Here is a 17,541-nt window from a genome sequence, read left to right on the forward strand (position 1 = left end):
CACAGGCCGGGCCGCGGCAGGCAGCTCTCGGCGGCCGTACCCAGGATTGGTGTCAGGAAACGCCCAGGTGGGTATTCGAGGGGCGACACCGCGTGGGTGCCACCCTTTCTGTCGGCCACCACGCATTCATCAGGAGGTGTGTAGTGGTCAGGATTCCTTCGCTGTCCCGCCGGTCCGAGCCGGCACGGGACGAGAACCTCGACGGCCGCGTGGACGGCCGCGACACCCCGGTCACCGAGACCGGTCAGTCTGACGACAGTGCCAGCGCGACCGGTGGCCAGACCAGTGAGGCCGAGCGGCGGGCCAACGAGCGGGCGGCGGTGCCCCGTGCCGCCACCGCGCGACCGGTGGACACTGAGCCCCGGGGTACCGCCCGCCCGGTCGCACCCGAACCGTCGAACGGCACGACCCGCCCCGTCGCACCCGAGCCGGTGAACGGCACGACCAGCCCGGTCACACCCGAGCCCCGCACCGCCCACAAGGTGGAGACCGAGTCCCGGCCCTCCGTTGCCCCGACCACGGCGCGCACCGCCGAGCGGGACGCCGACCTCGACAGCACCACCCGTCGGCCCGACGCCACCGACCGGGCCACCACCGACCACCCGGTCGACCCCACCGGCGTGACCACTCCCGAGCCGCCGGTGACGCGTGGCCCGAAGCCGCGGGCCAGCCTGCTCGCCACCCTCGGCCTGATCGTCTCGGTCGTCGGCGCGATGTTCGTGCTGACCGGGACCCTGGCCGGGTACGGCATCGGGCTCGGCGCGTTCGGTGCGGTGCTCGCGGTGCTCGGCCTGATGGCCACCCGCCGTCGGCACGTCGCCGGCAAGACCGACGCGCTCTTCGGCGTGCTGATCGGGTTGGCCGCGGTCGTGATCGGAGTGCTCGCGATGACCGGCCAGTTCGACTGGCCGACCACCGACGGCGACTGGGTGCAGCGCTTCCGCGAGTGGCTTGACTCACAGTTTGTGGATCGTTTCTAGCGGGCACTGTTCCGCTCGCCGGTGATGCACCGGCGAACAGCTGGCGGTTCGCCGGCAGCCCGATCAGTCCGGTGGTTCACCGGCCGGGCGACACCCTTTCAGGGGCGGCGGTTCGCCGCCCCTGAAGTGTTTCCAGGTTTCGACGGTTGTACATCACCCTTTGCTCTGCATACCCATATGCGCCACCCTGCGTCCGGCAGGCGTCCGTCGCGTGGCGCCGGAAAGTGGCCGGCGGATCCGGTACGCGTCGGTGAGGGTGGCGCCCGTCTGGTGGTGCGTATAGGGCAGCAGAGCAAAGGGTGCGAACGAGCTCTCGGCCCCACAGCTCTCGGCCCTCGGCCATCGGCTCCCGACCGCCCGGCCTCCGCCCCGGCCACCGGCTCCCGAACGCCGGTCTCCGGCCTGAAGCCGGCACGTCCACGGTCCAACGCAACGAATCGTTTGGAAAAGCTCGCCAAACGCAACGAATCTACGTTCTGCGCAACTCTCAGTGGTGGATCCTGCCGCTGACGCCGCATACCGTTGAGCAACGGCGCCAGCCCGTGGGCCACGGTGGCCGGGCGCGCCCGACCCCTGGGAGCAGGACAATGACGATGGACGCCACCAGCCAGCGCCTGTTGATGTGCCGGCCGACGTACTTCGCCGTCGATTACGCGATCAACCCCTGGATGGACCCGAGCGCGCCGGTCGACGCCGCGCTGGCCGTCCGGCAGTGGGAGCAGCTGCGCCAGACGTACCTTGACCTGGGCCACACCGTCGAGGAGATCACTCCGGTGCCCGGCCTGCCCGACATGGTCTTCGCCGCCAACGGCGGCACCGTGATCGACGGCAAGGCGATGGCAGTGCAGTTCCGGGACCCGCAGCGCGCCGACGAGGCGCCGGCGTACCGGGCCTGGTTCGAGGCCGCCGGCTTTGAGATGTACGACCCGAAGCACGTCAACGAGGGCGAGGGCGACGTCCTGCTGGCCGGTGACCACCTGCTGGCCGGCACCGGCTTCCGCACGGCACACGCCGCACACGCCCAGTTGCAGGAGGTCTTCGGCTACCCGGTGATCACCATGCAACTTGTCGACCCGCGCTTCTACCACCTGGACACCGCGTTGACGGTGCTCGACGAGCGGACCGTCGCGTACCTGCCGGAGGCGTTCTCCCCGGGCAGCCAGGCCGTGCTGCGCCGGCTCTTCCCCGACGCGGTGCACGCCACCATGGCGGACGCCGAGGTGCTGGGGCTGAACGCGGTCAGCGACGGGCGCCACGTGGTGCTGCCCGCGCAGGCCACCGACCTGGGCGCCAAGCTGCGCGACCGGGGCTACGAAACCATCGGGGTCGACCTGTCCGAGCTACGTAAGGCCGGCGGCGGACCGAAGTGCTGCACGCTGCGACTCCGTCAGGGAAAGGCAAGCAAGTGATAGTGGATGACAAGCTGCGTACGCCGGGAGCGGTCCGGGACGCCGAGCGCTGGACTGCGCACAACTACCACCCGCTGCCGGTGGTGATCTCGTCCGCCGAGGGCGCCTGGCTCACCGACGTGGACGGCCGCCGCTACCTGGACTGCCTGGCCGGCTACTCCGCGCTGAACTTCGGTCACCGGCACCCGCAGTTGATCGCCGCCGCACACGCCCAACTGGACCGGCTCACGCTGACCAGCCGGGCGTTCATCCACGACCAGTTCGCCGACTTCTGCCGGGAGCTGGCCGAGTTGTGCGGCAAGGACCTCGTGCTGCCGATGAACACCGGTGCCGAGGCGGTGGAGACCGGGATCAAGGTGGCCCGCAAGTGGGGCTACCAGGTCAAGGGCGTGGCCGCCCGGCAGGCCAACATCGTGGTCGCCGAGGGCAACTTCCACGGGCGGACCACCACCATCGTGAGCTTCTCCACCGACGAGGACGCCCGCGCCGATTTCGGGCCGTACACCCCGGGGTTCACTGTCGTGCCGTACGGCGACCTGGCCGCGCTGACCGCCGCGATCGACGAGAACACAGTGGCCGTGCTGCTGGAGCCGATCCAGGGTGAGCAGGGTGTGGTGGTGCCGCCGGAGGGTTACCTGCCGGGCGTACGCCAGGTCTGCACCGAGCGCAACGTGCTGTTCATCGCCGACGAGATCCAGTCGGGTCTGGGGCGTGCCGGCGCGACCTTCGCCTGTGACCACGAGGGCGTCGTGCCCGACATGTACCTGCTCGGCAAGGCGCTCGGCGGCGGCATTGTGCCGGTCTCCGCGGTGGCCGCGAACGCCGACGTGCTCGGGGTGCTCAAGCCCGGCCAGCACGGCTCCACCTTCGGCGGCAACCCGCTCGCCTGCGCGGTGGCGATCGAGGTGGTCCGGCTGCTGGCCACCGGCGAGTTCCAGCGCCGCTCGGCCGAGCTTGGTGAGCGGCTGCGGGCCGGCCTGGAAGGGCTGGTCGGCAAGGGCCTCGTCGGGGTACGCGTTCGTGGCCTGTGGGCCGGTCTGGACATCGACCCGGCGCTGATGAGCGGTCGGGAGGCGTGTGAGCGGCTGGCCGCGCGCGGAGTGCTCGCCAAGGACACCCACGGCTCCACCATCCGGCTCGCCCCACCGCTGGTCATCACCGAGGAGGAGATCGACCTGGCGGTGGCCCAGCTGGCCGAGGTGCTGGCCGGCTGAACCGCGAACGTGGTGAAAGGCGGGCGTCGGGGTTCCGGCGCCCGCCTTTCGCGTCAGGGTCGGGGTAGACGCATGGCCATCGTCGGGGCCTCGGCCATCACCGAGGTGGGGGTGAACGGGGCACCGGTCGGCAATTCCTCGGCCCGACCGATCTGCACCCCCGGGTACAGCTCCACCATGTCGTTCTCGCCCAGCACCCGGGACTGCTGGGGCGCCAGCGGGATCCGGTCCGACTCGGCCATCGAACCGGCCGGACGGATGCCGGAGCCGTTGGTGCTGACGTCGGTCACGATGACCTCGCCGACCCGCAACTCGAAGCTGACGTGACCACGGCTGATCCAGCGCCGGGCCTCGTCGTTGAGCCACTGCCCGAGCATGATCCCGCCGTCCTGCTCGGGAGCCCGACCGGCAACGATCGGCTGCTCCTCGCTGAGCACGAACCGCCGCCGGACCAGACCGCCGACGCGCACCGCGAGCACCTCGGTACGCGGACGCGGGCCGCCGTCACCGAGCCGTACGCCATGCCGGGGGCAGGTCGGCACGCCGTTGCGCAGCGCGGGCGGCGGCTGCGCTGCGGGGCTGCGGTCGGCGCCCCCGGCCAGGTCGGCGAACGCGCCACCCCCACCACCGCCGCCGAACAGCGCGCAGCCCGACTCCGGGCAGCGCCACTGGCGGGCCAGCAGCTTGACGCCGGTCGGTGACCGCTTGCCGGCCACCGGCGAGTGGCCACCACCGACGTGTGCGATGAACACCGGCCCGCCGGCGCCGGGCACCGGGGCGACCACCCGACCGGGCTGCTCGACCAGCCACGGGAAACGACCGCGCAGCCCGTCGAAGCGGACCCGGCTGAGCACCGGCAACCCGAGCAGGTCGGCGACCTCCAACATCCGGTCACCTGGGTTGTCGAGCACCTCGACGAGGCCGTCGTCGGCCCAGCGGCGGACGACCATCCGCTCGTTCGAAGTGAGGTCGGCGTCGGAGAGCAACGCCCGGTGCACCACCGCGTAGACCTGGACGCTGTCCTCCTCCAGCTCGCGGGAGAGCGCGTCGATGACCATGCCGAGGCGGAGCAGGCTGGCCGGCCGACCACCGTCGATGTCGTGGTAGCGGATCACCTCGGCCAGGTCGACCACGGCCCGGGCCAGTGACGGGTCCGTGCAGACCCGACCCTCGATGGCATCCAGAACCTTGCTGATCTCGAATCTCATGCCGCACTCCGGACGATGTCGTCAATGCGCCGGGCCAGCTCGAAGTCCCGGTGGGTGACCCCACCGGCCGAGTGCGTGACACAGCGGAAGGTCAGGGTCCGCCATCGGATGTCGATGTCGGGATGGTGGTCGAGCTCCTCGGCCACCGCCGCCACCCGGTCCACCACCGCGATGGCCGCCGGGAAACTGCCGAGCTGGGCGGTACGACCGATGCCGGTCGGGTCACCCGACCAGTCGGGCAACCGGCTCAGCTCTTCTCGCACCGCGTCCGCGGTGAGCAGGTCTGCCATGACCAGACCCTACCGGTGGGACGGCTGGCTGACCGGACGCGCTCCCTCGAGCCCAGGGTCTCCTGCTGGCGGTGCCGGCCAGAAACGCGACGGCGGGGGCGGCATCATCAGATGCCGCCCCGCCAATCAGTATCGCGTCAGCCGCGCAGCGGCCGTGCTGTTCAGCCGCGCAGCGGCTGACCCACCTCGTGCAGATGACCGAGTGCCTGCCGGTACGACTCGACCAGCCCGGTCTCGGCGTACGGGATGCCCTGCTCGGCGCAGTAGGCCCGGACAATCGGCTGGGCCCGGCGCAGGTTGGCGCGCGGCATGTTCGGAAACAGGTGGTGCTCGATCTGGTAGTTGAGACCACCGAGCGCGGTGTCCACCAGTCGGCTGCCCCGCACATTGCGGGAGGTCAGAACCTGCTTACGCAGGAAGTCCAACTCGTCCTCGGCGGTCGGCATCGGCATGCCCTTGTGGTTCGGCGCGAACGCGCAGCCCATGTAGAGGCCCCACAGCGCCTGGTGCACCACGGCGAAGAGCAGCGCCTTGACCGGGGACATGACCGCCAACAGCAGCGCCACGTAAGCGGCGGTGTGCGCGACGAGCAGCGCCGCCTCGACGGCCCGGCGCCGCATCGGGACGGCGTACTTGCCGTCCTCCCGGCCGACGATCGCCTTGATGCTCGCCGCGTGCAGGTTCAGGCCCTCAAGCAGCAGCATCGGGAAGAACAGGTACGCCTGCCGCTTGGCCATCCAGCGACCGATCCCACGGGTCTCCAACGCCTGTTCGGGCGTCCACACCAGGGCCCCCGCGCCGACGTCCGGGTCCTCGTCCTCGTGGTTCGGGTTGGCGTGGTGCCGGTTGTGCTTGTCGACCCACCAGCCGTAGCTGAGCCCGACCGCCGCGTTGCCGGCGAACAGCCCCACCAACTCGCTGGGGCCACGCCGACGGAACATCTGGCGGTGCCCGGCGTCGTGACCGAGGAACGCGACCTGGGTGGTGGCCACCGCCATCACTGCCGCGAGCGGCAGCTGCCACCAAGAGTCACCGAGCAGGAACACGGCCACCCAGCCGGCCACGAAGGCGCCGAGGGTAAGCACGATGCGGGTGACATACCAGCCGGGGCGCCGCTCCAGCAGGCCCGCCTCGCTGATCCGCCGGGACAACTGTGCGTAGTCACTGCCTCGCCGTCGTACCGGCGGTTCCGCCACCGCTCCGAGCGCCATCGCTGCTCCCGTTCCGCTTGCGCCCGTACCGGGGTGGTTCGGGCTTAATGTCAAGTCTCCCAATCGCGGTAGCGCTGAGTAACCCCGACAGCCCCCGAATGGGGGGTAGGGAGAGCCCTACCCCCGCTGGTGCGGCTCAACCCAGTCGGCCCACCGCGGCGCGCAGTCGGGCCAGGTCACGCCGCCGCCGCTCGTAGGTGGCGGCGAGCCCGACCAGCGCCAGCCCGCCGACCCCCAGATAGATCCACCGGGGTAGCAGATCCCACCCCCGGGCCACCTCGTGCAGCGCCAGCAGCGTCAGCACCCCGCCGCCGAGCAGCACCGGCGCCTGCCACCGGCGGGTCGCGCCGGCCAGCACCGCGCCGGTCGCCGCCGCGCCGAGGAGCAGTCGCCGCCACGGCTGCGGGTCCGCCCCGGCCAGCACTGACACGAGGCTGGGCAGCAACGCCGCTACCAGCCCCGGGCCGAGGGCCGGCCAGCTGGTCAGCCCCGGCCGGGTACGCAGCGCCAACAGACCCGCTCCGACGGCGAGCGCCGCGGCCGGCAGGGTGTACGCCTCCAGCACGGTCACCCCACCGGCGGCGAGCAGCACCCAGGCCCCGACCAACTCGCTGCCGGCGGCGATCCCGGCGAACGCCCACCGCCGACCGGCTGGTTCGCCCCGGCGCAGCAGTCGCAGCGCCACGGCGACACCCCAGAGCACGCAGACGGTGGCGAGGTGCCGCGCCGCCTCGACGGCGAGCACCGCCGCCACCAGCGCGACGGCCTGCGCGGTGGCGTCCAGCACCCGTCCCAGCCGGACCCGCGCCGGGGTGACCGCCGCGGCGGCAAGCACCAACGCGGCCACCGCCAGCAGTGGGTACGCGGCAGCCCGCAACGGCAGCCCAGCGGCGAGCGGGGCGGTCACCGCCAACGCGGACGCCGCGCCCACGGCGGCGAGACAACCGACGACCCGTACCTCGAATCGGCGCGCCCCGGCGGCGACCGCGACCGCCGCCACCAGCAGCGCCCCCTCGGCGGCGAGCGTTCCGGCGCGGGTGGCCAGCAGACCGAGCACACCGGAGGCCACCAGCACCACGCCCACCGGCACGGCGACCGGTGTGAGCGCCGGGCGGGCCGCCGCAAGCGCGGTGAACAGCAGCGCCGCCAGGCCGGCGAGCAGAACTGCGGCCGGCAGCACCGGCCACGGCGCGCCGATCGCGATGAGCAGCACCGGCAGCGCCGCCGCGCCGAACGGCAGCGCGGGCGGCACCGGCAGGCCGACCCGCCGACCGGCCAGCGCGCCGGCCAGCGCCAGCACGACCAGCGCGAACCCGACCGGGAGCACCGACGGGTCGGCGACGACAGTGGGCACCCCCGACCACACCCGGTTCCAGCCGCCGTACGGCGACCCGAGCGCGGTCAGCACCGTCGGCAGGGCTGCCAGGACGGCGACCACCGCCAGCGTTCCGCCGGCCGCCAGCAACAGCGCCGACCGGGCCGACTCGTGCCCGTCGGCCGCCAGCCGGTCGCCGAGGGCCGCCTGACTGGAGGCGCTCGCCGACGGCAGCCAGCAGGCGACGAACGCGACACCCAGCGCGGCCAGCGCCGCGTACAGCACGAGCGGCTCGTCACCCGCCCCGACCAGCGGCGCGAGGCCGGGCACTGTCACCGCGGCGACGGCGCCGGTCACCGCGTACCCGATCAGCTCCACCCGGTGGCGGCGGGCCGCGAGCGCCGCGACCAGCGACAGCCCGGCGGCGGCCAGCGCGAGCCGGGCCTGCCACCAGGGCGGCCCGCCCGCGGCGAACATCGCCACCGCCGCGATCCCGGGCAGCGCGAGCTGCCCGACCAGCAGACCCGCACCGGCCACCTCCCGGTACGCGCCGGCCCCCCGTCGGACGGCCAGGGCCAGCCCGACCACGGCGAGCACGCCGAGCGCCACCAGGGCACCGGTCGGGGCGGCCAGGGCGACCAGCAGCCCGTGCCCGAGCAGGACGGCACCGCCGAACGCACGGGTGTGCAGGGCGACCGGTGGGGTGCTTGGGCGGGTCAGCACGGCGAGCAGCAGCGCGACCCCGCCGACCAGGTCGATGGCCAGCACCTGAGGCCAGGAGGCCGTCCAGCCGGCGGGTACGGCGAACAGCACCGCCACCGCGCCGGCCGTGGCGAGCACCGCCCGCGCGCCACGGGGCAGCAGGAGCGCCGTCGCGCCGATCGCCAGCGCCGCCGCGGGTGCCAACTGCCAACCCCAGCGCAGGTCCGGCCCCGTCCCAGCCCCGCCCCAGGGCGGCAGCGACCGGCCGACGGCGGCGACCGCCAGCCCAATGGCGATCAACACGGTGACCTGCGCCGTGCCCGCCGCGACGACCAGCGCGCCGGCCCGCGGACCGGTCCGCCAACCGCCGCCACCGTCCACCGCTGGCAGGAGCCGCACGGCGGCGGCCATCCCGAGCGCCACCGTCGCCGCCGCGAGCAGCAGCACTGACGGCCGCAGCTCCGCCACCGGACGCAGCAGGGCGGCGGCGAGCACCGGCACCAGCAGCCCGGCCGCCACCGCCCGCAGCGCCCGCCCCCCGACGAGCCAGGCCGCACCGAACCCGGTCAGCGCGACCAGCAACAGCGGCACCCCGGCCAGCAGTGGCGAGCCCCCCGCCCGCCCACCGACCAGCGGCACCACCGCGCACGCCGAGGCACCCACCAGCGCGCCGACGTGACCGGCACCGGCCAAGACCCGGCCGACGAGCTGCGCCACCCCTCCCCGGCCACGCAGCGCGGCCAGCACCGCCAGGTTCAGCGACGCCACCCCTAGCAGGACCAACGCCCACCCCGCCGCACCCAGCCCGGCCTCGGCGGCGAGCAGCGGTAACGCCGGCTGAGCGGCCACCAGGGCGGCGAACCAGGGCCCCGTCAACCCGCTCCACCGGCCGTACGTCACGGCGACCGCCGCGCTGGCCCCCCCGACCAGCGCGGCGTACCGGCTGCCCGGCCAGCCGGCCACGCCGACCAGGTCCACCGACCAGGCCGCGTAACCGTCCAGCACCACCAGCAGCAACCCCACCGCGGCGAACGTCTCCGCCGTACCGCGCAGCCCTCGGCGGACCGCCAGCAGCGGTACGCCCAGCGCGAGCGCGGTGAACGCCACCAGGATCAACGCCCTCCCGGCGACCCCCACCGCCGCCCAGGCGACCGCGGTGAACACCACCGCCGCGGTGCCCAGCAGGAGTCCACCGAGGACGAAGAGCAGGCCTTGGACCGTCCGGGTCGAGGTCTCCGCCGCACCCGGCCGCGTATCCGTCGCGACCCCGGGGCCCGGGCCGATGAACGGCGTCGGGCCGACGACAGGCGCCGGGCGCGCCACGACCGAGGCCACCAACCCGGCACGGACGAGCGCGGCCAGTTCGGCCCGCCGCCCGGACACGGTCGACAGCCGTCCGGCCAGCTCGGTGTACGCGCGGCGAGCCCGCTCCACCTGCGGCTCAAGCTCGGCGACCTCCCGGCTCAGCCGAACCACCTCAGCGGCGACGGGGTCGGGCGCACGCCGGCAGCCGGAGCAACCGGCGCTCAGATCGGCCGGTGCACCGCAGGCGGGGCAGGGGTAACGGGTGTCGTCCACCCGGTCATCATCGACAACCGATCGGGGTGCGACCCAGAGTGCGCGTACTCAGGATCGGGTGTGCTCGTACACCCAGGTGGCGTAGTCGGGGTTGCCGCTCTCCACTCTGGACACCAGGATCTCCGGCACCTCGTACGGGTGGCTGACCCGGATCTGGTCCAGCAACGCGGTGAGCCGATCCGGTGCGGTCTTGAACTGCACCGACCACTCGGTGCTCGTCTCCATCCCGGACCGCCACCAGTAGGTGCTGTCCACCTGACCACCCACCTGGGCGCAGGCGGCGAGCCTGCCGGCGACGGCCGCAGCCGCCAGCACGTCGGCGACCGAACGCGCGTCCACCACCGTTGTCACCACGCAGATCTCGTCCACGCCCGCACCCTACGCGGACATCTACCGATTAGCGGCGATCCAGACATCAATCTGCGCCCACCAATCGAAGAGCCAGTCGATGCGTTGCTGCCGTCCGGTCGGTACGTCCTCCGGCGGCACGGACCAGAACCGCATCACGATCCGCTTGTCCATCGGCAGTTCCCGCCACACGTCGGCGACGGTGAGCATCCGGTCCAGCCCGGTGTGGGCGACGAAGATGACCCCGGCGTCCGGTGCGGCGTCCAGCGCGGCGAGCATCCCACCGGGCTGCGGGGCGAGCACGTGGCGCATCCGCTCGGCGCGCACGGCCATCCCTTCCAGGCCGAGGGAGCGCAGCCGGGCAATGGCGCGCAGCCGTCGCCTGGGAGTGAAGTTGCCGCCCTCGGGGAAGATCACGAACGCGTCGTTGTCGTCCAGGCCGGTGGCGAGGTGCCCGACCTGGCGGACCGTTTCCTCGCCGCGCTCCGGGGTCGGCGCGATGAACCGGTTGGGCAGCCGGTTGAGCAGCACGTCGATCGCCGGATCCCACTGGAGGCTGTCCTTGAGGACGATCCGGGGCTCCCGGTGGAACCAGTTGACCAGCCCGTGGATCAGGATGAACGAGTCGCCCGGCCCGGCGTGCCGACAGAGCACCAGCTCGGGCCGGCCGGGCAGCGCGGTGTCCGGGTCGGTGCCCACGACGTCGATGCGCAACCGCAATGTCCACTGTGCCTGCCAGAACAGCACCCGCAGGAACCAGCCGGCCAGCACGTAGTGCGCGCGCTGGAAGGCCGGCGACCGGGTCCGCCAGCCAAAGCCGGAGACGACCCAGAGCAGGAAGAGCGCGAGCAGCGCGGCGGCGTCCCAGACCAGGTAGAAGGAGCCGATCCAGAGCAGTCGCAGCGGGCGCAACCGGCCCGGCACCAGCGGGGACGCGGCCGCGGCGAGCAACGCCCAGATCGGCAACGTGGTGACCACGAGGAAGGCGAGCAGCACGACGGCAGGCGCGATCAGCAGCCGACGCAGCCACCGGGGAGGCAGCGGCATCAACGCTCCAGGTGGGTGGCGAGGTAGCGCCGGGAGGCGGTGTACGCGCGGCTGATCCGCCGTCCCACCGCCGCCATGTCCCGGTACGCCCACGGCGTGTCGTCGCGTGGGTTGAGCCCGCCGGTGGGCAGAACGTGCACCTCCACCCCCTCGGGCAGCGCCGCCATCTCCCGGAAGAAGCGGTGCCGGCGGGAGATCTCGAACGCGACCTGCGCGATCTCCCACGGCCGGCGGGGCGGGATCAGCTCCCGTTCGATCCGACCCACCTGGAGGACGTAGATCCGGCGGGCCCCGACGGCCACCGCCTCGCCGATGGGGATGGAGTTGACGATCCCGCCGTCCACGTAGTGCGCGCCGTCGATCTGCATCGGCGGAAGCAGGCCCGGCACGGAGGCCGACGCCATCACCGCCGGCACCACCGGGCCACTGTCGAACCAGTGCTCGGCGGCCCGCTCGATGTGGGCGGCGCAGCACCGGAACGGCACCCGCAGATCGGCGAAGGTGGTGTCCACCCCCAGTTCGTTCTCGAGCAGGCGGCGCAGCGGCCGGGGTGAGTGCAGATGGGTGCGGGCGGCGAAGCGGCGCAACTGCCGGGCCACCGAGTCGCCGTACACCTCGCTCGCCTCCGGTGAGGCCCAGAGCCGGACCAGCCGGTCGGTCACCGCCTCGGACGGGTCGGCGGCGACCAGCGCGCCGTTGACCGCGCCGATCGAGGTGCCGAGGACCATGTCGGGTTGGATGCCGGCCCGGAACAGGGCACGCAACATGCCGACCTCGACCGCGCCGAGCACTCCCCCGCCGCCGAGCACGAACGCCACCGGTCCCCCCGCCATGTCTCTCATCCTGGCACGGGCCCGCCGCCGACCGGTGGGCCGCTGTCGACCAGCGGTCAGCGCACAGCAGGCACCGTCCGTCGACGGCTGGTGGCGACGGCGTTGACAGGCAGGACGCATTCGCGCAACCTGATACCGCTCCCACCCCTGAGGCAGGTGCGATCCGTGAAGGCAGCACTGCATCCGGGCCGATTGCTGGCTCGCAGATACCGACTTCTGGACCAGATCGGCGCCGGCGGCATGTCGGTCATCTGGCGTGCCCGGGACGAGGTACTGGACCGGCTGGTCGCGCTGAAGGTGCTCGCCCCGTCACTCGCCGCCGACGCGCGGTTCCGGGGCATGGTGCGCGAGGAGGCACGGGCCGCCGCCCAGTTGGTGCACCCGCACCTGACCTCCGTGCACGACTACGGCGAGACTGTCGACCCGGACGGCTCGATCACCTCGTTCGTGGTGATGGAGCTGCTCAGCGGCGAGGAGTTGAAGCTGCGGCTCACCGAGGGGCCGTTGCCGTGGACCGAGGCGGTCCAGGTGGGCGCGCAGGTGGCGGACGCGCTGGCCGCCGCGCACCGGCTCGGCATCGTGCACCGGGACATCACCCCGGCCAACGTGATGATGACCGGGACGGGCGTCAAGGTTCTCGACTTCGGCATCGCCACCCGGATCGGCGCGCCCGACGAGGACGAGGACGGCGAGACCTTCGGCACCCCGGCGTACGTCGCCCCGGAACGCCTCGACGGCGCGCCGGCTCAACCGTCCACCGACGTCTACTCGCTCGGCGTGCTGCTGCACGAGGCGCTCACCGGCCGGGTCCCGTATCCGGCGGACACCTGGGAGCAGCTCAGCGCCGCGCTGGCCAGTGGTCCGCCGCCGACGCTGGCCGACCTACCGGACCTGCCCGCACCGGTGGCCCAGATCTGCCTGCGCAGCCTCGCCCGGAACCCCGCCGATCGGCCGACCGCCCGGCAGGTCTCCACCGCGCTCCGCGACCACTCGCTGCCCGCCGAGCCCCCGACGGCGACCATCCGGGTGCCCACCCAACCCCTGCCACCACAGTCGCCCGTCGTCGCGACGGCCAGCCCTCCCGCGGCGGCACGACTGGATCCAGACACCTCGGACGATGGGACCTCCTCCGGCGCGGGCGAGCCGGCGACCGGGTCCGGCTGGTCGCGGCGGCAACTGGTGTTGCTGCTGGTGCTGGCCGTCGGGGTGACGCTGGCCGGGGTGGCCCTGCTGCCCGAACAGCAGCCGACCCGCCGGGCGCAGCCCTCCGCCGGGCCGGTGACGACCCCGTCGACCGACCCGCCGGCCCCCGAGTCGTCCGCGCCGATCACGTCGTCCGGGACGCCGACGACGAAGCCGACCACCGGCGCACCCACCTCGAACCCGGGCACCCTGACCGAGGTCGCGAACCGGGTCGACGGGTTGATCGGCGCCGGCCTGAGCGCCGGTGAGATCCGCGACGACGTCGCCCTCGACCTGCGCAACGAGCTGCGCAATCTGACCGTGGCGGTCAGCTCCGGCCGCGAAGAGCTGGCGCCGCCGGTGGCCCGGCTGCGCACGAAGGTCGCCGTCCGTCTCGGTGAGGGTGGCATCAGCCCGGCGTACGCCTCTCGGCTCGACGCCGCCATCGCCGAGCTGGGCGCGACCGGAGCCTGACCCGGCGACACCGGTGGGTCAGCGCACCGGCACCCGGGCCGGTTCACGGACGTCGTGCCGGCCGAGGGCGAAGCGCTGATAGATCTCCGCGTAGCCGCTCGCCATCCGCTCGACCGAGAAGTTCCGCGCGACGTGCGCCACGCAGTCCTCCGGGTCGAGTCGCTCCGCCGCGAGCAACGCCGCGGGTAGCTCCTCCGGCCGCTCGACGACGAGCCCGGTCAGCCCCGGCCGCACCAGCTCCGGCACCGCACCCCGGTTGAGCGCCACCACCGGCGTGCCGGTGGCCATCGCCTCCAGCATCACCATGCCGAACGGCTCGTCCCACTGGATCGGCATGATCAGGCAGCGCGCGTCGACAAGCATCCGCAGCGTCGCCGCGCGGTCCGCGTTGAGCACGACGGTCACGTCCTCGTCGACCATCGGCGCGACGACCTGCTCGTAGTAGCGGCGCTCGGCCGGCTCGTTGCACTTGCCGGCCAACAGCAGGGGTAATCCGGCCGCCCGGCACGCCCGGATGGCGGTGTCCGGGCCCTTGTCCGGGCTGAACCGGGCCAGCCACAGCACCGGCCCCGCGCCGGGCGTGTGCTTGCGCGGAAAGCCGCGGATGTCGAGCGCGTTGTGCACCGTTCCGGCCCAGGGCAGGTTCGGGTTCAGCCGGCGCTGGGCGTGCGAGATGGCCACCAGCGCGACCCCCGCGTCAATGTCGCTCAGCACGTCGCCGTACTCCCCCACGGGGTTGCCGTGCACTGTCGCGACCGTCGACACGGCCCGGCGGCCGGCGACCAGCGGACCGATCGTGGTGTGGTCGTGGATCACGTCGAAGTCGGCCGGGCTGATCAGCCGATTCACCCGGGCCAGGTGTGCCAGCTCGGGCAGTGACTCGCCGAGCCGCTCGTACTGGACCTCGGCCACAGTGGAGACGAAGCCGTCGGCCGCCGTGCCATGATCACCTCCGGCACCGAACAGGGTCACCGAGTGCCCCTGCCCGCAGAGCGCGTCCACCAGAGCGGCGACGACCTGTTCAAGGCCGCCGTAGCCGGGCGGCGGTACGGACAACCACGGCGGAACCACCATCGCGATGCGCAGCGACCGCTCCTCGGGGCGGTCCGCAGGCGGGTGGTTCACGGCCACGAGTCCTCCCCGTTGCTCCCCGGTGCGGCGGCACCGCCGGTCGGCGGCGGTTTCCCGGTGGCATCCCGGCTAAACCGGACATGGCGGACGATCACCCGCCCACCAGTAGTTGGTCGTGGACGACCCGCACCCCGGGCGCGGACCACGCCACCCGCTCGACCTGATCGCGTTCCCACCAGGAACGGACCACGCCGGCGAGGACCAGTGTGTCGCCGTCCACCTCGACGGTCACCCGCTCGCCGCCGAGCGTGCGCGACAGCGCCCGCTGGACCTCCCGCCGCAGCTGTTCGGCCGGTGGCGCCGCGGGTCGTACCTCGATCAGGTTGGTCATCCCCCGTACACCGTCGAGCCGGCGCACCTCGCCCTCGGCGGCCCGCCGCTGCCACCCGAACTCGACCTCACCGCGCAGCATCAGCCAGCCGTTGGCCACTGTCACGTCCAGCCGTTCGGCGGGCACGAAACTGTCCCACTCCAAGGCACGGGTGGCGGCGTTGGCGACCTCGGCGTCGGTACGCCCCGGAGTGCCGGGAAGCCGCACCTCCATCTCGTCGGCCACCGCCCGTACGCCGCGAACCCGCTGTGCGCACCGCGTCGCGGCCCAGCCGCGGGCGGCACCGTCCACGAAGCCGGTCAGGGTGACCACGCCCTGGTCGACGGTCACCCCGATCTCGTTCGGTTGCAGCCGGGCGTCCCAGGCCAGCTCGGCCAGAACGTCGCGTTGGATCCGCTGGTCGTCGCGGACACCCACCACCTCGGTCATGGCACCCACCCCCGGTTCCGGTCGTCGCCCTTCGAACCTGCCGGGTGGACGGATGACGGCGGTTCACCCGATCCGGGTGAACCGCCGTGCGGGCGGAAAGAAGCGGCGGGTGACGGAGCCGACCCCCTCGGCCCCGCCACCCGCCGCCGGAGGGAGGAAGCAGGTTCAGACAGCTGATTAGGACGTCTCGGCGAGCGTCACGGTCGCCGACTTCTCGACACCGTTGCGCTTGAACTGCACCTCGACCCGGTCGCCGACCTTGCCGGCCTGCACCGCGCCGACCAGGTCGTCGGAGTCGTTGACGGGCTTGTCGCCAAACCGGGTGACGACGTCGCCGCGCTGAAGACCGGCCTTCTCCGCCGGGCTGCCCGGGGTGACCGACGCGACGAGGGCGCCGCCGCCCTCGGCCTGGTTGACGCCGACTCCGAGCGACGGGTGGCTGACCTTCTCGCCCCGCTGGAGCTTGCCCGCGACGTCCTTGGCCTTGTTGCTGGGGATGGCGAACCCGACACCGATGTTGCCGGTGCTCTGCCCGGAGGTCGCGATGGCGGTGTTGACGCCGATCACCTCGCCCCGGGTGTTGACCAGGGCGCCACCGGAGTTGCCGGGGTTGATCGGCGCGTCCGTCTGGAGCAGGCCGGAGATCGAGCTGACCGGCTGGCTCTGCTGCTGGGTCGGGTCCTGCGGCTGACCCTCACCGGCCCGGATGGTGCGGTCCCGGGCGCTGAGGATGCCTGAGGTCACCGAACCCTGCAGACCGAGCGGGCTGCCCAGGGCGAGCACCTGGTCGCCGACCTGCATGGCGTCGCTGTCGCCGAACTTGGCCGGCTTGAGGTCGCTCACCCCGTTGGCCTTCACCACGGCCAGGTCGGTCTTCGGGTCGGTGCCGATGATCTTCGCGTCGGCGGTCTTGCCGTCGGCGAAGACCACCCGCACGGCGTCGCCCGCGGCGGACGCGACCACGTGGTTGTTGGTCAGCACGTACCCGTCGGCGCTGAGCACCACCCCGGAGCCCTCACCGCTGTCGGTGGTGATCGAGACGACGCTGTCCTGCACCGACGCGGCGATCTTCGGCAGGTCGGCGCCGTTGATCACGGGAGCTGCGGAGTAGGTGCGGGTGATGCCACCGCCGTCGCCGTCGAGGGCGAGCGCGAGCGCCCCACCGGCGACACCGGAACCGAGCATCAGGGCGAACACCGCGACGCCGGCACCGGCGAACTTGGCGATCCGACCCGGCCGGGGGCCGCTGCCGGGCGGCGCGACCTGCGGGCCCCACGGCGGGACCGGCTGGCCCGGGTGGTGCGGGTGCTGCCCGGGGTGCTGGGCGTGCTGCCCGGGGTGCTGCTGGTGCTGGGCGTACGGCATACCCGGCTGGCCCCCGCCGGCCCAGCCGGACTGCTGGCCCGGGTACCAGGGGGCACCGGGGTAGTGGCCGGCGGCCGGCTGTGGGTAGCCGGGCTGGCCGGGCGACGGGTGACCGGAGGCCGGGTACGGCGGCGCGGACGCGGCGGCGGCCGGGCGCTCGTAGCCGGTCGACGGCTCGTACCCGGTCGGCTGAGCGGCGGCCGGCGGGCCGGCGGGCGCGGAGAAGCCGGCGGGCGCGGCGGCCGGGGTGACGGCGGTGGTCTTCCCGTCACCGATGGTGGAGGCGACCGTCGGGTCGCCGTCGGTCGAGACGACCGGTACGGGAGTGGTCGGGGAGTCGGACTGCACGCGCTCGTCGCGCGGCAGCTCGGCGGTGGGGTGCGACGGCTCGGCGTCGGTGGGGGCCGGCCGGCGCTGCGGGTCGGACTCGAACTCGGTCATGGCACTACCTTCTCCCTCGGCACTGCAATCAACCTGGAACCGTCCTGGAAGTT

The 17,541-nt window shown here is 73.2% G+C and carries 14 protein-coding genes; 4 read left to right on the top strand and 10 right to left on the bottom strand.

Annotated elements, in window-relative coordinates; translation table 11 throughout:
• The first annotated feature begins 143 nt into the window (after nt 1-143).
• From ACIA47_RS19520 to rocD, 3 genes are all read left to right on the top strand, one after another.
• Entirely contained in the window at nt 144-980 is an 837-nt protein-coding gene (locus tag ACIA47_RS19520; RefSeq protein ID WP_396709600.1) for a thrombospondin, read from the top strand.
• Nucleotides 981-1,573: 593 nt separating this feature from the next.
• A complete protein-coding gene (gene ddaH, locus ACIA47_RS19525; protein WP_396709763.1) occupies nt 1,574-2,389 on the top strand; it encodes a dimethylargininase in 816 nt (271 codons plus the stop codon).
• Complete coding sequence (gene rocD / locus ACIA47_RS19530) at nt 2,389-3,603, top strand: ornithine--oxo-acid transaminase (protein WP_396709765.1); 1,215 nt, start codon at nt 2,389-2,391, stop codon at nt 3,601-3,603. Before ddaH ends, rocD begins: the two co-directional genes overlap by 1 nt.
• 53 nt (nt 3,604-3,656) lie before the next feature.
• Here the strand turns inward: rocD and ACIA47_RS19535 are convergent, their stop codons facing one another.
• From ACIA47_RS19535 to ACIA47_RS19565, 7 genes are all read right to left on the bottom strand, one after another.
• Nucleotides 3,657-4,811, bottom strand: a complete 1,155-nt coding sequence (locus ACIA47_RS19535; protein WP_396709602.1) for an FHA domain-containing protein — start codon at nt 4,809-4,811, stop codon at nt 3,657-3,659.
• The gene (locus ACIA47_RS19540) at nt 4,808-5,101 is read right to left on the bottom strand and encodes a 4a-hydroxytetrahydrobiopterin dehydratase (protein WP_396709604.1); all 294 of its coding nucleotides are present in this window, start codon (nt 5,099-5,101) and stop codon (nt 4,808-4,810) included. Before ACIA47_RS19540 ends, ACIA47_RS19535 begins: the two co-directional genes overlap by 4 nt.
• A 161-nt stretch (nt 5,102-5,262) precedes the next feature.
• Nucleotides 5,263-6,312 (bottom strand): fatty acid desaturase family protein, encoded by a 1,050-nt coding sequence (locus ACIA47_RS19545; RefSeq protein ID WP_396709606.1) that lies wholly within the window; start codon nt 6,310-6,312, stop codon nt 5,263-5,265.
• Nucleotides 6,313-6,448: 136 nt separating this feature from the next.
• Nucleotides 6,449-9,907, bottom strand: coding sequence for an SCO7613 C-terminal domain-containing membrane protein (locus tag ACIA47_RS19550; RefSeq protein ID WP_396709608.1), 3,459 nt, complete (start codon nt 9,905-9,907; stop codon nt 6,449-6,451).
• A 48-nt stretch (nt 9,908-9,955) separates the two neighbouring features.
• A complete protein-coding gene (gene cutA / locus ACIA47_RS19555) occupies nt 9,956-10,276 on the bottom strand; it encodes a divalent-cation tolerance protein CutA (protein WP_091406014.1) in 321 nt (106 codons plus the stop codon).
• A gap of 21 nt (nt 10,277-10,297) precedes the next feature.
• On the bottom strand, nt 10,298-11,302 hold the full coding sequence (locus ACIA47_RS19560; protein WP_203125375.1) for a 1-acyl-sn-glycerol-3-phosphate acyltransferase: 1,005 nt from the start codon (nt 11,300-11,302) through the stop codon (nt 10,298-10,300).
• Complete coding sequence (locus ACIA47_RS19565) at nt 11,302-12,135, bottom strand: patatin-like phospholipase family protein (RefSeq protein ID WP_203125373.1); 834 nt, start codon at nt 12,133-12,135, stop codon at nt 11,302-11,304. The genes ACIA47_RS19560 and ACIA47_RS19565 overlap by 1 nt, the downstream gene beginning before the upstream one ends.
• 165 nt (nt 12,136-12,300) lie before the next feature.
• Here ACIA47_RS19565 and ACIA47_RS19570 point away from each other — a divergent pair, with 165 nt between their 5' ends.
• Entirely contained in the window at nt 12,301-13,791 is a 1,491-nt protein-coding gene (locus tag ACIA47_RS19570; RefSeq protein WP_396709612.1) for a protein kinase, read from the top strand.
• Between the two features lie 18 nt (nt 13,792-13,809).
• Here the strand turns inward: ACIA47_RS19570 and ACIA47_RS19575 are convergent, their stop codons facing one another.
• The 3 genes from ACIA47_RS19575 to ACIA47_RS19585 all read right to left on the bottom strand — a co-directional run bounded on the left by ACIA47_RS19575 (nt 13,810) and on the right by ACIA47_RS19585 (nt 17,488).
• Complete coding sequence (locus ACIA47_RS19575) at nt 13,810-14,865, bottom strand: glycosyltransferase family 4 protein (protein WP_396709767.1); 1,056 nt, start codon at nt 14,863-14,865, stop codon at nt 13,810-13,812.
• Between the two features lie 148 nt (nt 14,866-15,013).
• Nucleotides 15,014-15,682 carry a BON domain-containing protein gene (locus tag ACIA47_RS19580; RefSeq protein ID WP_203125371.1) on the bottom strand — a complete coding sequence of 223 codons (669 nt, stop codon included), beginning with the start codon at nt 15,680-15,682 and terminating at the stop codon, nt 15,014-15,016.
• Nucleotides 15,683-15,859: 177 nt separating this feature from the next.
• Entirely contained in the window at nt 15,860-17,488 is a 1,629-nt protein-coding gene (locus ACIA47_RS19585; RefSeq protein WP_396709615.1) for a trypsin-like peptidase domain-containing protein, read from the bottom strand.
• Nucleotides 17,489-17,541 lie beyond the last annotated feature (53 nt).

This window comes from Micromonospora sp. NPDC051227, assembly GCF_044455385.1.
GTDB lineage: Bacteria > Actinomycetota > Actinomycetes > Mycobacteriales > Micromonosporaceae > Micromonospora.

Excerpts from the sequence above, each read along its gene's own strand:
- ACIA47_RS19585 (WP_396709615.1), bottom strand. The coding sequence starts at position 17,488 with ATGACCGAGTTCGAGTCCGACCCGCAGCGCCGGCCGGCCCCCACCGAC.
- ACIA47_RS19540 (WP_396709604.1), bottom strand. The coding sequence starts at position 5,101 with ATGGCAGACCTGCTCACCGCGGACGCGGTGCGAGAAGAGCTGAGCCGG.
- ACIA47_RS19580 (WP_203125371.1), bottom strand. The coding sequence starts at position 15,682 with ATGACCGAGGTGGTGGGTGTCCGCGACGACCAGCGGATCCAACGCGAC.
- ACIA47_RS19560 (WP_203125375.1), bottom strand. The coding sequence starts at position 11,302 with ATGCCGCTGCCTCCCCGGTGGCTGCGTCGGCTGCTGATCGCGCCTGCC.
- ACIA47_RS19545 (WP_396709606.1), bottom strand. The coding sequence starts at position 6,312 with ATGGCGCTCGGAGCGGTGGCGGAACCGCCGGTACGACGGCGAGGCAGT.
- ACIA47_RS19565 (WP_203125373.1), bottom strand. The coding sequence starts at position 12,135 with ATGGCGGGGGGACCGGTGGCGTTCGTGCTCGGCGGCGGGGGAGTGCTC.
- ACIA47_RS19535 (WP_396709602.1), bottom strand. The coding sequence starts at position 4,811 with ATGAGATTCGAGATCAGCAAGGTTCTGGATGCCATCGAGGGTCGGGTC.
- ddaH (WP_396709763.1), top strand. The coding sequence starts at position 1,574 with ATGGACGCCACCAGCCAGCGCCTGTTGATGTGCCGGCCGACGTACTTC.
- ACIA47_RS19575 (WP_396709767.1), bottom strand. The coding sequence starts at position 14,865 with ATGGTGGTTCCGCCGTGGTTGTCCGTACCGCCGCCCGGCTACGGCGGC.